Consider the following 17,123-nt stretch of genomic DNA (forward strand, 5'->3'; position numbering starts at 1 on the left):
GCCCTTCTTTCCCAAGAGCCATGGCAAGCCGCGTGTCGATGATCGCCGCGTCTTGAGCGGCATAATCTTCATCAATCGCAATGGCTTGCGCTGGTGTGACGCGCCCCGGGAATACGGGCCACCAAAGACCCTCTACAACCGATGGAAGCGCTGGAGCCGGATGGGTGTGTTCACCCGCATCATGACCGGCCTGGCCGCCGAGGCGGCTGACGAGAAGACGATCATGATTGATGCAACCTATCTGAAAGCCCATCGCACGGCCTCCAGCCTGCGGGTGAAAAAAGGGGGCGTGGCAGGCTGATCGGTCGCACAAAGGGTGGGATGAACACGAAGCTTCACGCCGTTGCCGATGCCCAGGGCCGTCCGATCCGCATGTTTGTCACGGCAGGTCCTGTCAGCGATTACACCGGGGCTGCCGCCATGCTGAGTAGCCTGCCGCAGGCAGAATGGATGCTGGCCGACCGGGGCTATGATGCCGAATGGTTCAGAGATGCGTTGAAAGACAAGGGGATAAGGGCATGCATCCCCGGTCGGAAGGGCAGGAAGAAAGTCATCAGGCACGACAAACGCCGCTACAAGCGCCGCAACCGTATCGAGATCATGTTCGGCAGGCTCAAAGATTGGCGGCGGGTTGCGACCAGATACGACAGATGCCCCATCGTCTTCCTCTCGGCCATAGCACTCGCCGCAACAGTCCTCTTCTGGCTCTAAAGTTAATGAGTCTGGAGCCTAGCCGATCTGGTGCCACTGATCCCGACCGATGAACTATTGCTGTTCACGGGCAGGCTGGTGACGGGTGCGAGGAAGCGCCGCCGCCAGCCGCGCTATTGCGAGGTGAACGCCGCCCGGCTCAAGCTGGCCCGGCTTTGCATCGACCACGCGCTAGCCGAATGGTCTGCCATACAGGTGGCCGCAGATGCGTGAGGATGCGCTTCAAGTCGTGGCCCGACCGGATGGTAAGCATGAGGTGCAGACGGCGGGCGGTGATGTGCTGGCCGTTTGTGAGAACAACGCGCAAGCATGGCGCTGGATCGACCGGCATTCCGCAGGGGGCCAGAAGGACGAGGACAGGCATCTTCGCATCAGGCAGTCTGGGCCGTTCTCATGAAGCTGAAATCCGACACGGTGACGGATTTGCGCCTCGGGCTGGTCGCGGATCAGGCCGGGGCACCGGGGGGTGGTCCAGAACTTTGGCCCTTTGGCGGGGACCGGCGCGGGGAGGCGCGCGCAAGATATGACGGAATTGGAGATTTTCGGAAATGACCCGGCGAAGTCCGACGACATGCACCCTGATCCGGCAACTTCCAAATATTATTGGGGGAAAAGCTGGGGGAATGCCAAAGACGCCATCAACCCATGTGCCGGGAAATATTCATCTTTCCAGATTGCATTGGTGGAGCCAAGGGGAGTCGAACCCCTGACCTCTTGAATGCCATTCAAGCGCTCTACCAACTGAGCTATGGCCCCACCGGAGGTCTCGGGCGGCGTCTCCGTCGCCCGTGTGAGGGGTCGTATAGAAGGGCCGCCGAAGGGGTGCAAGCGGAAAAACACCCCGCGGCGGAAAAAATCCGAAAACCCTCGCTTCCAACTGAAAAGCAACGCTTTTTCAGGCGCCCCCACAGGCGCTGGAGGCGCGGCGGGCGCGCCTCCGCCGGGCGATCAGCCTAGGCCCAGCTTGCCGCGCAGCGTCGACAGGTCCTCGGCCAGCGTGTTCACCTTGGTCGAGAGCAGGTTGCGGTCGGCGTCGGTCAGCTCCTCGTAGGAGACATAGCCGCCGTCCTTCTGGTATTTCACCAGAACCTCGTCCACAGCCTTGAAATTGCCGTCGACCTTGGCGACGAAATCGGCCTCCTTCTCGGCGATCAGCGGGCGCAGCAGTTCGTAGATCTTTTGCGAGCCCTCGAAGTTCGCGTCGAAATCCCACAGGTCGGTGTGCGAATAGCGGTCTTCCTCGCCCGAGATCTTGGTCGCGGCGACTTCCTCCATCAGCACGGCCGCGCCGCCCACCACCACCTCGGGCGGGAAGGTCAGGCCGTTGATGCGGGCGTCGAGGTCGGTCACGTCGGCCAGCAGCTTGTCGGCATAGCCCTCCAGACCCTCGGTCGAGCCCTTTTCCCAGAGCCCGTGTTCGATGCGGTGGAAGCCGCTGAAGGCGTCGTCCGCCTCGGCCTTCTCGAAATCGTCGGCGCGGGCGTCGATCGACACGTCGAGGTCCGAGAACAGCTCGGCGATCGGCTCGATGCGCTCATAGCTCATGCGGGTGGGCGCGAACAGCGACTTGGCCTTCTCGACGTCGCCGGCCTTGACGGCCGCGGTGAAAGCCTTGGTGTCCTCGACCAGTTTCGCCGTGTTTTCCGCGACATAGATCTTGTAGTCGGCCAGCGGCGCGACCAGGTCCAGCGACGGGTCGGCGGCAAGGGCGACGCCGCCCCAGCCGGTCAGGGCCAGCGCCAGCGCCGTGCTCCTCAGATATCTTGCAAGCATGTTCAGATCTCCCGTTGATGCAAGGTGACGGCTGGGCGGATCAACTCCGCCTGGCTGCGGTGACAAGGGCCGAGCCGAGATAGTCCCCCGGCTGCACGCCGGGCAGGGCGAAGAAATAGCCGCCGCCGATCGGCTTGATGTATTCCTCCAGCGGCTCGCCGTTCAGCTTTTCCTGCACGGCGATGAAGCCGGCCTGCAGATCGGCCTGCCAGGCGATGAACAGCAGGCCCTGGTCCAGCTGGCCGTTCTTCAGCGCGCCGCGCGAATAGTTGAAGGGCCGGCGCAGCATCAGGTGCTTCTGGCTGTCGGGCGTGCGCGGATTGGCCAGCCGGATATGGGCGCTGTGCGGCGTGGCCGTGCCCTCGGGATCGGCGGCATAGTCGGGGGTATGGCGCTCGCCGGCCTCGGGCGCGTCCAGCGGCGCGCCATTGTCCTTCATGCGGCCGAAGATCCGCTCCTGTTCGCGTAGCGGGGTGCGGTCCCAGCGCTCGACCAGGTTGCGGATGATGCGCACCGCCTGGTAGCTGCCGCCATGCGCCCATTGCGGCTCGTCCTCGCCGCCGGTCCAGACGATGCGATCCATCGCCGCCGCGTCGGTGGCGTCGGGATTGGCCGAGCCGTCGCGGAAGCCCAGGAAATTGCGCGCGCTGGGGGTGGTGCCGTCCGGCCCCGGCAGTTCGGGCGGGACCGAGCCCTCGACCATCCAGCGCAGCACCACGAATTCCGACAGGTTCTTCAGGATGTCGCGCAGGGCGTAAAGGCAGGTGTCCTGCAGGTTGGCGCAGAACTGGATCGACATGTCACCGTGGCACAGCGCCGGGTCCAGCGCGTCGTTGCGGAACTGCACCATGCGTTGCAGCCGCGCCGGCTTCAGGCCCGCGAGCCAGGGCTGGTTCTGGAACAGGCTGTCGCCCAGCGCCACGGTGATGGTCAGGTTGTCGGGCGAGATCACCGGGCCCAGCAGGCCGGAATCGGCCGGCGGCAGCTTGGGGTCGCGCTGCGGCACGACACCGCCGGCGGTCAGGAATGCGGCACGCTCGGTCAGAAGCCGCAGCATGCGCTCGAAATCGTCGAGCGAGCCCAGCACCAGGTCGAAGGCCGCGACGATGCCGTTCGCCGGTCGCGGCGTGGTGATGCCGGCCTGGTGCGGGCCGTGGAAGGGCACGCTCTGCTTGGCCGATTCCGCATGGCCGTGCGGCGCAGCATCGACGTTGCGGGCCTGTTCGGGCTGCTGGGCGCGGGCGGGCAGGGCGGGCAGCGCGCCCGCCGCCGCGCCAAGGGCCAGCGCCTTCAGCAAGGCGCGGCGAGGCAGGGTGCGGTGGTCGTCCATGTCAGTTGATCCCGATGGCGGCTTGCAGCCGGCCCAGCGATTCCGAGAGCCGGGTCAGGTCGGTGGAAAGCGCCTCGCGCTCGGGCTTGGGCACGTCGCCGTAGCTGGCAAAGCCCTTGTCGCGCAGCGCGTCCAGCCGGGCGTCCAGCGCGTCCAGGTCCTGGCCGATGACCGTGTCCAGCGACGGATCGACGCCGGCCACGACCTGCCGCAGCAGGCCGGCCAGCTTGCCGATGCCCTCGACCCCGGCCGAGAAATCCTGCAGGTCGTTGCCGGCATAGAGGTTTTCGCCCTGAGGCACCTGGGCCTGGGCCATCTGCAAGGCGCTGGCGCCCGGCATCTCGATCAGCAGGCCCGGGTCCAGCGGCGCCTGTTTCAGCCGCTGCGCCAGTTCCTTCAGGTCGGCCAGCAGCGCGTCGGCGACGGGCAGCAGCCCCTCGGTGCTGTCTTGCGCGAAAAGCCCGTATTCCAGGCGGTGATAGCCGGTGAAACCCGGATCCTGCTCGCGCTTTTCCAGATAGGCGGCGCGCGGGTCGATACGGTCCTCGAGATCCGAGAAGCGATAGGCCAAGGGCTCGATGCGGCGATAGGGCAGGCGCGCCTCGCGCCAGGCGGCTTGCGCGGCCTTGACATCGCCCGCCGCGATGGCCTCGCGCAGGGTTTCGGCGGCCTTCACGGCGGCATTGCCCTGCATGACCAGGAACACCCGGTATTCCGACAGCGGCCCCAGGAACTTGCGCAGCGTCACCTCGGAGGCGGCGGCGCTGGCCTCGTCCGAGGCGGTGACGCTGAGCGTGCCGCGCGGGTTCGAGAGCAGCCCGCAGGTGATGGCATATTCGCCCGGTTGCAGCTGCACCTCCAGCGTGGCGCGGAAGCCCGGGGCGATGTTCTCGCGCTCGGCCACGACCATGACGCCGTCCAGGATCTCCCATTCGATGGGACGGTCCGAGGCGTTCACGATCTCGAAGCTGCGCCGGCCGCCGGCGACGGTGATGGCGTTCGGATCGCAGGTGGTGGTGCCGACGGTGACCAGCTGGTCGGCGGCGGTCTGGCTGCCGGCATTCTGCTGCGTCGCATACCAGAAGGCGGCGCCCCCGGCCACGGCCAGCACCGCCGCACCCAGGATGGCCAAGGCAAGGCCTTTCGACGGAGAACTCATTTACGTCCCGCAGTCTGCGGCCGGGCCGGCATGGCGCCGTTCATCGGCCTGAGGAAAAGATACAGCGTCACCGCCAGGAAGATCGCCCAGGCCAGCGCCTCGCCGACCGTGGGCGCCTCGCGATAGCCCAGAAGGCCCGACAGCACCGTGCCCAGCGGGCTGGTTTCGGGCAGCACGCGGCCCAGGTCATAGACCCGGTCCTGCAAGCCGTTCCACAGCCCCGCCTCGTGCAGCGCCTTGACCGAGCCGGACAGAAGCCCCGCCGCGACCAGCAGGATGAAGATGCCGGTCCAGCGGAAGAAGCGGCGCAGGTCCAGCCGCAAAGCGCCGGCGTAAAGCCCCCAGCCGGCGCCCACGGCGACCAGCACGCCAAGCGCCGCACCGATCGGCGCCGCGCCGTCCCGGCTTTGCTGGAAGATCGCCAGCAGGAAGAACACCGACTCCAGCCCCTCGCGCGCGACGGCCAGGAACACCATGCCGATCAGCGCCCAGGTGCCGGCGCTGCCCTGCTGCGCCAAGGCCTCGTCGATGCCGGCATGCAGCTCGGCCTTGATCGAGCGGGCGGCGCGGCGCATCCAGAACACCATGGCGACCAGCACGCAGACGGCGATCAGGCCGATCACCGCCTCGAACAGCTCCTGCATCTTTTGCGGAAAGCCGCTGGCCAGCAGCTGGATCGCGGCGCCGGCGAACAGCGACAGCGCCACCGCCAGGAACACGCCGACCCAGATCGCCGGCAGCCATTGCCGGCGGCCGGTCTGGCGCAGGTAGCTGGCGATGATGCCGACGATCAGCGCGGCCTCGAGTCCCTCGCGCAGCATGATGAGGAATGGTGCGAGCATCGGCCTTTTCCAGCTTTGTCACGCAGCGGGTCCGCTGGCAGGGCCAGTCGGGCGGGCTTGGCGGCAATGGACCGGACCGACATGGCCCGGTTTTCCCGAGTCATTAAGACGGAAATCGCCAAAGTCAATCCAGAGCGAAACGCTAGGAAAGTTCCGCGACGCCGTGCCTCAGCCCCGCCCGTGCGGCTGCTGCCAGTCGATCAGCGGGTTGATCGGGATGATGCGATGCGGGTTTATCGTGGCGTGGCTATAGTGATAGTGCCGCACGATATGGTCGAAATGCACCGTCTCGGCCACGCCGGGCCATTGATACAGCTCGCGCGTCCAGCCCCAGAGGTTGGGATATTCCCGCAACCATTTGCGATTGCACTTGAAATGCGTGTGATAGACCGGGTCGAACCGGACCATGGTGGTGAACAGCCGCCAATCCGCCTCGGTCAGCCGGTCGCCGCACAGATAGCGGCTTTCGGCCAGGTGGTTGTCCAGCCAGTCCAGCGTCTCGAACAGCGGGAACACCGCCTCGTCATAGGCGGCTTGCGAGGTGGCGAAGCCGGCCTTGTAGACGCCGTTGTTCACCCGGTCGTAGATGCGGGCATTGAGCGCGTCGATGCGGGGCAGCAGATCGGCCGGGCAATAGTCGTCGCGATTGCCGGTCAGGCCGTCGAAGGCGCCGTTCAGCATGCGGATGATCTCGGCGCTTTCGTTGCTGACGATGGTGCCCCGCGCCTTGTCCCACAGCACCGGCACCGTCACCCGGCCCGAGGCCTTGGGGTCGGCCCTCAGGTAGATGTCGCGCAGGAAGGGCAGGCCGAACAGCCGGTCCCCGGTCGCGCCGGCGAAATCCGTGCCGAAGGTCCAGCCCTCGGACAGCATGTCGGGATGCACGACCGAGACGTCGATATGCGGCGCGAGCCCCTTCAGCGCGCGAAAGATCAGCGCGCGATGCGCCCAGGGGCAGGCATAGGAGACATAGAGGTGATAGCGCCCGCTTTCGGCGGCAAAGCCGCCCTCGCCGGTCGGGCCGGGGCTGCCGTCCGGGGTGATCCAGTTGCGCCAGGCGGTCACGCTGCGCTGGAACCGCCCGCCGGTGCTTTCGGTGTCATACCATTCGTCGTGCCAGGTGCCGTCCACCAATTGTCCCATGCCGCCCCCCGCTTGCTGCCTGCCGCCCCAGCATAGCCCGCTGCGCCGCGTCGGCAACCGGGGCGTGGCTTGACGATATCTTCGAAATATTGTAGGTATGAAGCCATGACCACCCAGACCCTGCCCCCGACCCTGCCGCTGCCGGAAGGCATCGACCCCGAGGCCATGCGCCAGGCGGCGGCCGAGGCCGGCGAGTTCCTGAAGATGCTGGGCAATCCGCACCGGCTGATGATCCTCTGCGCGCTGGGCTCGGGCGAGAAATCGGTGGGCCAGCTTGCGGCCTTCCTGGGCATCCGCGATTCCACCGTCTCGCAGCACCTGGCGCTTCTGCGCCGCGACCGCATCATCGCCGGGCGGCGCGCCGGGCAGGTGATCTGGTATCGCATCGAAAGCGAGCCGGCGCGGCGGGTGATGGCCGTGCTTTATGAGAGCTTCTGCGCCTGAGCGCAGTCGCCGCGCAGGGCGCAGGTCGCCTCGTGCTGCGACAGGAACACTCGGCCCGAGAGGTGGCGCAGGAAATCGCTGCGGCCCAGCCGGTCCATGACCGGGCCCTTGACCTCGGACAGGTGGAACTTGACCCCGGCCTCGGCCAGCCGGCGGTTGATCTCCTGCAGGCTTTCCAGGGCGCTGGCGTCGATGTCGCTGACCGAGGGGCACATCAGCACGACATGGCGAATGCGCGGATCGCCCGCCACCAGCGCGGCGATGCGGTCCTCGAGAAAGCGCGAATTGGCGAAATACAGGCTTTCGTCCACGCGCAGCGACAGGATGCCGGGGCAGGTCTCGACCCGGTGGCGGTCGATGTTGCGGAAATGCTCGGTGCCCGGCACCTGGCCCACCACCGCCATATGCGGGCGCGCGCTGCGATAAAGCTGCATGACCAGCGACAGGATGACGCCGGCGCTGATGCCCTGCTCGACCCCCACCAGCAGCGTGACCAGGATGGTCGCGGCCATGGCGGCGAAATCGCGGCGGGAATAGGCATGGGTGCGGGCGATGGCGCGCAGATCGACCAGCGACAGCACCGCCAGGATGATGGTCGCGGCCAGCACCGCCTGCGGCAGGTCGGCCAGAAGCGGCGTCAGGAACAGCGCCGCGCCGGCGATGCCGATGGCGGTGAAGATCCCCGCCGCCGGGGTCCGCGCGCCGGCATCGTCGTTCACCACCGAGCGGGCAAAGCCCCCGGTCACCGGATAGCCGCCGCCGAGCCCGGCGGCGAGATTGGCCGCGCCGAGGCCGATCAGCTCCTGGTCCGGGGCGATGCGCTGGCGCCTGCGCGCCGCCAGCGTCTGCCCGACCGAGACCGACTCGACGAAGCCCACGACCGAGATCAGCGCCGCCGCCGGCGCCAGCGCGGCCAGCAGTTCCAGCGACAGGGCGGGCAGGGCGGGCGTCGGCAAGCCCTGCGGGATGGCGCCGACCAGCGCCACGCCGCGCGCGCCCAGGTCGAAAGCCCTGACCAGCAGGACCGCGCCCGCGATGGCCAGGATCGGCGCTGACCGTGCCAGCATGTCGGCCAGCCGCGCCGGCAGGCCAAGCGCGGCCAGGCCCGGCCGCCCCCAACGCCGCGCCGCGTAAAGGAAGGCCAGCGCGCCGAAGCCGATCGCCAGCGTCCAGCCGTTCGCCTGGTGGGCCCCGGCCAGCAACGCGGGCAGGATCTCGACCAGCGTGGTGCCGGCGGCCTGGATGCCCAGCAGATGCTTCACCTGCCCGGCGGCGATCAGGATGCCCGAGGCGGTGATGAAGCCGGAAATCACCGGATGGCTCAGGAAATTCGCCAGGAACCCCAGCCGGAACAGACCCGCTGCCAGCAGCATCGCGCCCGAGATCAGCGCCAGCGCCGCCGCCGCGACCAGCGGGCCGGCCAGCCCCTGCGCCACCACCGGCCCGATGGCCGAGGCGGTCATCAGCGACACCACCGCCACCGGCCCGACCGCCAGCACCCGCGAGGTGCCGAAGCCGGCATAGGCGACCAGCGGCAGGATCGAGGCGTAAAGCCCGACCTCGGGCGGCAGGTTCGCCAGCATGGCATAGGCCAGGCTCTGCGGGATCAGCATGATGGTCACGATCGCCGCCGCCAGCAGGTCCGAGGACAGCGTGGCCCCGTCATAGCCCCGCGCCCAGTCCAGCGCCGGCAGTCTCATCCGCGCAGGACCCGCGCCAGCGCGATGCCCGCCAGCATCGCCGCGACGAAGATCACCGCGTCGGGCTGACCCAGCCCCAGCGCGGGGATCGCGCCTCCGGGACAGAAGCCGGCGATGCCCCAGCCGATGCCGAACAGGATCGAGCCGCCGACCAGCCCGCGGTCGAGATCGCGCCGCGCCGGCAGCTGGAAGGCGGGCGCGAGAGCCGGGCGCGGGCGGCGCAGCGCCAGCCGGTAGCCGATGAACGTGACCAGCAGCGCGCCGGCCATGACAAAGGCCAGCGACGGATCCCAGGCCCCGGCGAGGTCGAAGAAATTCAGCACCTTGGCCGGGTTGATCATGCCGGCAATCGCGATGCCGGCGCCAAAGACCAGCCCGGACAGCAGGGCGGCGAGGATCGGCATCCTAGAACCCTCCGATCAGGTGGCGGATGACGAAGACGGTGGCGAAGGCCGCCGCCATGAAGCAGCCGGTGGCCACCAGCGACCGCGGCGACAGCCGGGCATTGCCGCAGACGCCATGCCCCGAGGTGCAGCCGCCGCCATAGCTGACGCCGATCCCGACCAGCAATCCGCCGACCACCAGCCAGGGCTGCGGCACCGGGCTGTCGAAGGCAATCTCGACGCCCGCCGCCCGCATCAGGGCCGGGGCCGCCACGGCGCCCAGCAGGAAGGCCAGCCGCCAGCCGCGCCCGCGCTCGAAGATGGCGCCGGACAGGATGCCGGTCATGCCGGCGACCCGCCCCAGCGCCGCCATCAGCAGGACGGCGGCCAGCCCGATCAGCGCGCCCCCCAGCGCCGAGTGCAGGGGCGTGAAATCCGTCACCGCCGCCCGCAGGTGCTGATGCCGAACAGCGCATAGGCCGGGCAGAGCCGCGCCAGCGCGGTCAGCACCAGCACGGCGCCGACGACCAGCGCCGCCCATTTCGCCAGCCCGGTCAGCCCCGCGAGCAGGCCCAGCAGGATCAGCGCGCCGCCAAGGGCGATGCGCAGGCTGCGGTCGATACCGCCGATATTCGTCTTCATCCTCGTCTCTCCTCAGTCCCAGGCCGCGTCGAGCAGGTCGAGCGGGATTTTCAGATAGCGCCGGCCATTCGATTCCGGCTCGGGCAGCCGGCCGGCATTGGTGTTCACCTGCAAGGCGTGCAGGATCAGCTTGGGCATCGGCAGGGTCTTGTCGCGCGCCTCGCGCGTGGCGACGAAGCCGGCCTCGTCCATGCCGGCGACATGCGGGTTCTGGCGCTTCTGCTCGGCCACGGTCGATTCCCAGCGCGGCGGCCGCCCGCCCGGACAATAGTCGTGGCCGGTGAAGATGCGGGTGTCGTCCGGCAGGGCCAGAATGGCCTGGATCGAGCGCCACAGCACCGCCGCATTGCCGCCGGGGAAATCGGCCCGCGCCGTGCCACTGTCGGGCATGAACAGCGTGTCATGCACGAAGGCCGCGTCGCCGATGACATAGGTGACCGAGGCGAGCGTATGGCCGGGCGAGAACATGACCCGGGCGGGGATGGTCCCGACGCTGAAGGTGTCGCCCTCGGCGAAAAGCCGGTCCCACTGGCTGCCGTCGGCGGGCATCTCGCGGTTGTAGAAGCCGTTCCACAGCTTCTGCACCTCGACCACCTTCTCGCCGATGGCGGCCGGCGCGCCGGTCTTGCGGCGCAGATAGTCGGCGGCCGAGAAATGGTCGGCATGGGGATGGGTGTCCAGGATCCACTGCACCCGATAGCCCTTGTCGGCGATGAAGTTCAGGATGCGGTCCGCCTCGATGGTGGCGGTGGCGCCGGATTTCTCGTCATAGTCCAGAACCGGGTCGATGATCGCGCAATCCCCGGTCGCGGGGTCGGCCACCACATATTGCACCGAGCCGGTCCGCGCCTCGTAGAACCCTGTCACTTCCGGATGCGCATTCATGGGAAAACCTCGTGCTTGGCGGGCGGGATGCGGAATTTCATCTGTGATATATTCGATTATGCGAATGTATGCAAGAGACCGCGACACCTGCGCGGCTTCGTCGCGCCGCCGGGGTTCGCGCGCATGAAAAAGGGCCGGATGCGCGCGGCATCCGGCCCGTTCTGCTGACGCCGGAACGGCGCCCTATTCGATTTCGACCAGGAGGTCCTTTGCGTCGACGGCCTGTCCTGGGGTGACGTGGAGGGCCTTGACCGTGCCGGCGCGGTCGGCGTGGAGGCCGGTTTCCATCTTCATCGCCTCGATGGTCAAGAGCATGTCGCCCAGGTTGATCTTCTGGCCGACCGCGACCGCGACCGAGGCGACGACGCCGGGCATCGGCGCGCCGACATGGCCCTCGTTCGCGGGGTCGGCCTTGGGACGGGCGGCGGTCTGCGCCTTGACCAGGCGGTTCGGCACCCGGATCACCCGGGGCTGGCCGTTGAGTTCAAAGAACACCTTGACCTCGCCGGTCTCGTCGGTCTCGCCGATGGCCTGCAGGCGGATCTCCAGCGTCTTGCCGGGGTCGATCTCGGCCGCGATCTCCTCGCCCGGCTCCATGCCGTAGAAGAAGGTCCGCGTCGGCAGCGTGCGCACCGGGCCATACATCCGGTGCCGGCCCATGTAGTCGAGGAAGACCTTGGGATACATCAGATAGCCGTTCAGATCCTCGTCATCGACGGTCTTGCCTTCCAGAAGCGCCTCGACCTCGGCCCGGGTCGCCTCCAGGTCCACCGGCGGCATCGAGGCGCCGGGGCGGGTGGTCAGCGGGGCCTCGCCCTTCAGCACCTTCTTCTGCAAGGCCGCCGGCCAGCCCCCGGGCGGCTGGCCCAGGTTGCCCTTCATCATGTCGACGACCGAGTCGGGGAAGGCGACCTCGACCGAGGGATCCTCGACCTGCTGGCGCGAAAGCCCCTGCGCCACCATCATCAGCGCCATGTCGCCCACCACCTTGGAACTGGGCGTGACCTTGACGATGTCGCCGAACGTCCGGTTCGCGTCGGCATAGGCCTGGGCGACCTCGTGCCAGCGTTCCTCCAGCCCCAGCGAGCGCGCCTGCGCCTTGAGGTTGGTGAACTGGCCCCCGGGCATCTCGTGCAGCCAGACCTCGGAGGCCGGGGCCTGCAAGCCGCTCTCGAAGGCGGCATATTGCTCGCGCACCGCCTCCCAGTAGTTCGAGATCTCGCGGATGGCGCGGATGTCGAGCCCGGTGTCGCGCTCGGTGTGGCGCAGCGCCTCGACCACCGAGCCCAGGCAGACCTGCGAGGTATTGCCCGACAGCGCGTCCATGGCGCAGTCGACCGCATCGACCCCCGCCGCCGCGGCGGCCAGGATCGTCGCCCCGGCGATGCCGCCGGTGTCATGGGTGTGGAAGTGGACCGGCAGGCCGATCTCGTCCTTCAGCGCCTTCACCAGGATGCTGGCCGAGGCCGGCTTCAACAGCCCCGCCATGTCCTTCAGCCCCAGCACATGCGCGCCGGCGTCGCTGAGTTCGCGCGCCATTTTCAGATAGTATTGCAGGTCGTATTTCGAGCGCGCCGGGTCCAGCAGGTCGCCGGTATAGCAGATCGTGCCCTCGCAGATCTTGCCGGCCTCGATCACCGCATCCATGGCGACGCGCATGTTCGGGGTCCAGTTCAGGCTGTCGAAGACCCGGAACACGTCCACCCCGGTCTTCGCCGCCTGGCGCACGAATTCCTGCACCACATTGTCGGGGTAATTGGTATAGCCGACGCCGTTCGAGGCCCGCAGCAGCATCTGCGTCATCAGGTTCGGCATGCGCGCGCGCAGGTCGCGCAGCCGCTGCCAGGGGCATTCCTGCAGGAAGCGATAGGCGACGTCGAAGGTCGCGCCGCCCCAGCATTCGACCGAGAACAGGCCGGCCAAGTTCGCGGCGTAAGAGGGCGCGACCCGGATCATGTCGATCGAGCGCATCCGCGTGGCGAGCAGGCTCTGGTGGCCGTCGCGCATCGAGGTGTCGGTGATCAGCAGCCGCTTCTGCGCCAGCATCCAGTCGGCGACGGCCTTCGGGCCCTGGCTCTCCAGCAATTGCCGCGTGCCCGGCGCCGGCTCGGCCTTGGCTGCGGGCGGCACCAGGGCGCGGGCCTCGGCCGGCGGCAGCGGCCGGCCGGCGGTCTCGGGATGGCCATTGACGGTGATGTCGGCGATATAGACCAGCAGTTTCGTCGCCCGGTCGCGGCGCTTGCGGAACGCGAACAGGTCCGGCGTGGTATCGATGAACTTGGTCGTATAGCTGTCGTCAAGGAAGGTCGGGTGTTTCAGCAGGTTGATGACGAATTCGATATTCGTCGCCACGCCGCGCACCCGGAACTCGCGCAGCGCCCGGTCCATGCGGGCGATGGCCTTTTCCGGGGTCTGGGCATGCGCGGTGACCTTGACCAGCAGCGAATCGTAGAAGCGGGTGATGACGCCGCCGGAATAGGCGGTGCCGCCATCGAGCCGGATGCCGTTGCCGGTGGCCGAGCGATAGGCGGTGATGCGGCCGTAGTCCGGGATGAAGTTGTTCAGCGGGTCCTCGGTCGTGACCCGGCATTGCAGGGCGTGGCCATTCAGGTGCACGTCCTGCTGGCTGGCGGCGCCGGTGGCCTGGGCCAGCGTCGCGCCTTCGGCGATCAGGATCTGGGACTGCACGATGTCGATGCCGGTGACCTCCTCGGTCACGGTATGCTCGACCTGGACGCGCGGGTTCACCTCGATGAAGTAGAACTGCTGGCTGTCCATATCCATCAGGAATTCGACGGTGCCGGCGTTCTGATAGCCGACGGCGCGGCCGATCTTCAGAGCCAGCGCGCAGACCTCGGCGCGCTGGTCCTCGGTCAGATAGGGCGCGGGCGCGCGTTCGACGACCTTCTGGTTGCGGCGCTGCACGGTGCAGTCGCGTTCATAAAGATGGTAAAGCCCGCCGTGGCTGTCGCCCAGGAGCTGCACCTCGACATGGCGGGCGCGCAGGATCATCTTTTCCAGGTAACCCTCGCCATTGCCGAAGGCGGCCTCGGCCTCGCGCCGTCCCTCGCGCACCTTCTCGGGCAGTTCCTCGGGGCCCATGATCGGCCGCATGCCGCGCCCGCCGCCGCCCCAGGAGGCTTTCAGCATCAGCGGATAGCCGATCTCGGCCGCCTCGGCCTTGATCGCCTCCATGTCCTCGCCCAAGACCTCGGTCGCCGGGATCACCGGCACGCCGGCCTGGATCGCGACGCGCCGGGCGCTGGCCTTGTCGCCGAGCGCGCGCATGGTGTCGGCGCTCGGCCCGATGAAGGCGATGCCGGCGGCCTGGCAGGCGTCGACGAAATCGGGGTTCTCGCTGAGCAGGCCATAGCCCGGATGGATGGCGTCGGCGCCGGATTCCTTGGCGACGCGGATGATCTCGGGGATCGAGAGATAGGCCGCGACCGGCCCCAGCCCCTCGCCGATCCGGTAGGCCTCGTCCGCCTTGAAGCGGTGCAGGCCCAGCTTGTCCTCCTCGGCATAGACCGCCACCGTCTTCTTCCCGAGCTCGTTCGCCGCCCGCATCACGCGGATCGCAATCTCGCCACGGTTCGCAACCAAGATCTTGCGGAACATATCGCCCCCCTGTGTTCGCCCGAGCGGGCACATTAGAGATGCTGCGCTGCAGCGCAAGCAGTCTGTTTCGGCAGTGTCATGCGCCGGTCATGTCGTCAGATCGCCGCGCGATAAAGAAGTTTCTCAGCAGAATGCGCGATTCTCCTGCCGAAATGCCGTCAATGATCTCTGGCCGGTGGTGGCATTGCGGATGGTCGAAGACCCGGGCGCCATGGCGCACCCCGCCCATGCGCGGGTCCTCGGCGCCGTAGTAGAGCACCGCGATGCGGGCGGCGGAAATCGCCGCGGCGCACATCGGGCAGGGCTCCAGCGTCACCCACAGCCGCGCGCCGGGCAGGCGTTGCGACCCCAGCGCGGCGCAGGCCGCGCGGATGGCCAGGATCTCGGCATGGGCGGTCGGGTCGCAAAGCTCGCGCGTGCGGTTGCCGGCCCGCGCCAGCACGCGGCCATCGGCGCCGACCAGCACCGCGCCGACCGGCACCTCGTCGCGGCGGGCGGCGGCGCGCGCCTCTTCCAGCGCATCGGGCATATGCGAGGCGAAATCCATGGCGGTGCTTTTCGCGCGCGTGCGGCGCCCGTGCAAGAACTGCTTTCCATCCTCATGCGTTCGGCCTAGATTGCCCGCTTTGCCACCGCAGCGATGCGCAGGAGATCGCCATGACCGAAGACACCCCCGAGACCGCCCAAGATCCGTCCGCCAATCCGCAATCCGACCGCATCGCCAAGGTGATGGCCCGCGCCGGCGTCGCCAGCCGCCGCGAGGCCGAGCGCATGATCGTCGAGGGCCGCGTGACCGTGAACGGGCAAAAGATCGACAGCCCGGCGCTGGACGTGACGCCCCAGGACAAGATCCGCGTCGACGGCAAGCCGCTGGAAGCGCCGCAGGAGACGCGGCTGTGGATGTATTACAAGCCCCTGGGCCTGGTCACGACCGAAAGCGACGAGAAGGGCCGCCAGACCGTGTTCGACGCCCTGCCGCGCGACCTGCCGCGGGTGATGACCGTCGGCCGGCTGGACCTGAACTCCGAGGGGCTGCTGCTGCTGACCAACGACGGCGAGCTGAAGCGGCGGCTGGAACTGCCGACCACCGGCTGGCTGCGGCGCTATCGCGTGCGGGTGAACGGCACGCCGAACGACCTGACCTTCGCGCCTTTGCGCCGGGGCGTGACCATCGAGGGCGAGGAATTCGCGCCGATGGAGATCAGCCTGGACAGCCAGCAGGGCGCCAATGCCTGGCTGACCGTCGGCATCCGCGAGGGCAGGAACCGCGAGATCCGCCGCGCCATGTCCCATGTCGGGCTGATCGTGAACCGGCTGATCCGCATCGGCTATGGGCCGTTCAAGCTGACCGGGCTCGAGGAGAACGAGGTCCGCGAGGTCAAGCGCAAGGTGCTGCGCGACCAATTGGGCGGGCTGCTGACCGGCGAGACCGAGGAAAAGCCCCGCAGCTTCCGCGAACGCGGCGCCGCGCGCGGCGAGGCCGACGAGCGGCCGCGCAAGCCTTTCGCGCGGCGGGATGACGGGGACCGGAAGCCCTTTGCCCGGCGCGAGGATGGCGAGCGCAAGCCTTTTGCCCGCCGCGAGGAGGGTGACCGCAAGCCGTTTGTGCGGCGCGAGGACGGCGATCGGAAACCCTATGCCAAGCGCGAGGATGGTGACCGCAAACCCTATGCGCGCCGCGAGGACGGCGAGCGCAAGCCTTTTGCCCGCCGCGAGGAGGGTGATCGGAAACCGTTCGCGCGGCGCGAGGACGGTGATCGCAAGCCATATGCCAAACGCGAGGAAGGCGACCGCAAACCCTTTGCCAAGCGGGGCGACGGCGACCGCAAGCCCCTCGCCCGCCGCGACGATTCGGATCGTCCCGAGCGCCCGGGCAAGCCCGGTTTCAAATCCGGCCCGCGCCCGGCCGAGGGTGGCCGGGGCTTCAAGCCGCGCGCCGACAAGGCCGAGGGCGGCTTCAAGCCGCGGGGCGAGGGCAAGCCGATGCGCGGCCCCAAGCCCGGCGGCAAACCCGGCCCCAAAACCGGCCAACGTCCGGGCGGCCCGGCAAAAAGCGGCCGCGCCCCCGGCAAGGGAGCGCGGCCTGAGGGAAAGGGGCCGAAACGCGGCTGACCGCATCGGCATGGCGGGTGGCGTCGGGAAACCGCGCCGCCCGGAATTTCACGGCCCTGCGCAGGCGCCGGCCGCGCGGCCCAAGGCGCATGATGGCTGCGGTGCTGGCGCGGCGTGGACGCTTACTTGGTGAGGATCAGCTTGCCGGCCCGGGTGATGCGCAGGTTATAGACCTGGTCGCCCAGGACGATCAGCGCCTGGTTGCCGCCCGCGGTCAGGGCTTCGGCATCATGTTCGGGCAGGCGCTGCAGGGCGATGACGCCGGGACGCGTGAATTCGGCGGGGCGGGTCGCGGTCATGTCCATGTCCTCGTGTTGGTTTCTGTCGCGGTAAGCGTAACCTGACAAATTCGCTCAGAGATGTCAAAGGGAAATAGTCGGG

Annotated in this window: 17 protein-coding genes and 1 tRNA gene; 4 read left to right on the plus strand and 14 right to left on the minus strand. The window is 68.3% G+C overall.

The window, feature by feature from the left end:
* Positions 1-711, plus strand: a protein-coding gene (locus E3D03_RS03955; RefSeq protein WP_263565904.1) for an IS5 family transposase whose coding sequence is annotated in 2 segments (ribosomal slippage) — positions 1-290 and positions 290-711 — 712 coding nt annotated over the 2 segments. Because the reading frame shifts where the segments join, the coding sequence is not laid out codon by codon here. This gene is flagged as partial in the annotation.
* Positions 712-916: 205 nt separating this feature from the next.
* A complete protein-coding gene (locus E3D03_RS03960) occupies positions 917-1,108 on the plus strand; it encodes a hypothetical protein (RefSeq protein WP_263565905.1) in 192 nt (63 codons plus the stop codon).
* Between the two features lie 283 nt (positions 1,109-1,391).
* Here E3D03_RS03960 and E3D03_RS03965 read toward each other — a convergent pair.
* From E3D03_RS03965 to E3D03_RS03990, 6 genes are all read right to left on the minus strand, one after another.
* Positions 1,392-1,467 (minus strand) — tRNA-Ala (locus E3D03_RS03965).
* A gap of 192 nt (positions 1,468-1,659) precedes the next feature.
* A complete protein-coding gene (gene efeO, locus E3D03_RS03970) occupies positions 1,660-2,484 on the minus strand; it encodes an iron uptake system protein EfeO (protein WP_263565906.1) in 825 nt (274 codons plus the stop codon).
* A gap of 40 nt (positions 2,485-2,524) precedes the next feature.
* Positions 2,525-3,814, minus strand: a complete 1,290-nt coding sequence (efeB, locus tag E3D03_RS03975) for an iron uptake transporter deferrochelatase/peroxidase subunit (protein ID WP_263565907.1) — start codon at positions 3,812-3,814, stop codon at positions 2,525-2,527.
* 1 nt (position 3,815) lies between these two features.
* Complete coding sequence (gene efeO, locus E3D03_RS03980; RefSeq protein ID WP_263565908.1) at positions 3,816-4,946, minus strand: iron uptake system protein EfeO; 1,131 nt, start codon at positions 4,944-4,946, stop codon at positions 3,816-3,818.
* A 23-nt stretch (positions 4,947-4,969) separates the two neighbouring features.
* Positions 4,970-5,815 (minus strand): iron uptake transporter permease EfeU, encoded by an 846-nt coding sequence (gene efeU / locus E3D03_RS03985; protein WP_263565909.1) that lies wholly within the window; start codon positions 5,813-5,815, stop codon positions 4,970-4,972.
* A gap of 168 nt (positions 5,816-5,983) precedes the next feature.
* Positions 5,984-6,958, minus strand: a complete 975-nt coding sequence (locus tag E3D03_RS03990; RefSeq protein WP_263565910.1) for a glutathione S-transferase family protein — start codon at positions 6,956-6,958, stop codon at positions 5,984-5,986.
* Positions 6,959-7,063: 105 nt separating this feature from the next.
* Here E3D03_RS03990 and E3D03_RS03995 point away from each other — a divergent pair, with 105 nt between their 5' ends.
* The gene (locus tag E3D03_RS03995) at positions 7,064-7,402 is read left to right on the plus strand and encodes an ArsR/SmtB family transcription factor (RefSeq protein WP_263565911.1); all 339 of its coding nucleotides are present in this window, start codon (positions 7,064-7,066) and stop codon (positions 7,400-7,402) included.
* On the opposite strand, the gene E3D03_RS04000 is transcribed toward E3D03_RS03995, so the two are convergent.
* The 7 genes from E3D03_RS04000 to E3D03_RS04030 form a co-directional block, all read right to left on the minus strand.
* Positions 7,381-9,102 carry a SulP family inorganic anion transporter gene (locus E3D03_RS04000; RefSeq protein WP_263565912.1) on the minus strand — a complete coding sequence of 574 codons (1,722 nt, stop codon included), beginning with the start codon at positions 9,100-9,102 and terminating at the stop codon, positions 7,381-7,383. The genes E3D03_RS03995 and E3D03_RS04000 overlap by 22 nt on opposite strands.
* Complete coding sequence (locus E3D03_RS04005) at positions 9,099-9,506, minus strand: DUF6691 family protein (protein WP_263565913.1); 408 nt, start codon at positions 9,504-9,506, stop codon at positions 9,099-9,101. The genes E3D03_RS04000 and E3D03_RS04005 overlap by 4 nt, the downstream gene beginning before the upstream one ends.
* 1 nt (position 9,507) lies before the next feature.
* On the minus strand, positions 9,508-9,927 hold the full coding sequence (locus E3D03_RS04010) for a YeeE/YedE family protein (RefSeq protein WP_062561207.1): 420 nt from the start codon (positions 9,925-9,927) through the stop codon (positions 9,508-9,510).
* Positions 9,924-10,127, minus strand: a complete 204-nt coding sequence (locus E3D03_RS04015) for a DUF2892 domain-containing protein (protein ID WP_263565914.1) — start codon at positions 10,125-10,127, stop codon at positions 9,924-9,926. Before E3D03_RS04015 ends, E3D03_RS04010 begins: the two co-directional genes overlap by 4 nt.
* A gap of 12 nt (positions 10,128-10,139) precedes the next feature.
* On the minus strand, positions 10,140-11,012 hold the full coding sequence (locus E3D03_RS04020; protein WP_263565915.1) for an MBL fold metallo-hydrolase: 873 nt from the start codon (positions 11,010-11,012) through the stop codon (positions 10,140-10,142).
* A 183-nt stretch (positions 11,013-11,195) separates the two neighbouring features.
* Positions 11,196-14,630, minus strand: coding sequence for a pyruvate carboxylase (locus tag E3D03_RS04025; protein ID WP_263565916.1), 3,435 nt, complete (start codon positions 14,628-14,630; stop codon positions 11,196-11,198).
* A gap of 76 nt (positions 14,631-14,706) precedes the next feature.
* On the minus strand, positions 14,707-15,177 hold the full coding sequence (locus E3D03_RS04030) for a nucleoside deaminase (RefSeq protein WP_263565917.1): 471 nt from the start codon (positions 15,175-15,177) through the stop codon (positions 14,707-14,709).
* A gap of 110 nt (positions 15,178-15,287) precedes the next feature.
* Between E3D03_RS04030 and E3D03_RS04035 the strand changes: the two genes are divergently transcribed.
* A complete protein-coding gene (locus E3D03_RS04035; RefSeq protein WP_263565918.1) occupies positions 15,288-16,742 on the plus strand; it encodes a pseudouridine synthase in 1,455 nt (484 codons plus the stop codon).
* A 122-nt stretch (positions 16,743-16,864) separates the two neighbouring features.
* Here E3D03_RS04035 and hemP read toward each other — a convergent pair whose 3' ends face one another.
* Positions 16,865-17,041 carry a hemin uptake protein HemP gene (hemP, locus tag E3D03_RS04040; protein WP_081614994.1) on the minus strand — a complete coding sequence of 59 codons (177 nt, stop codon included), beginning with the start codon at positions 17,039-17,041 and terminating at the stop codon, positions 16,865-16,867.
* Positions 17,042-17,123 lie beyond the last annotated feature (82 nt).

The organism is Paracoccus sp. DMF (assembly GCF_004407025.1).
Classification (GTDB): Bacteria; Pseudomonadota; Alphaproteobacteria; order Rhodobacterales; family Rhodobacteraceae; genus Paracoccus; species Paracoccus aminovorans_B.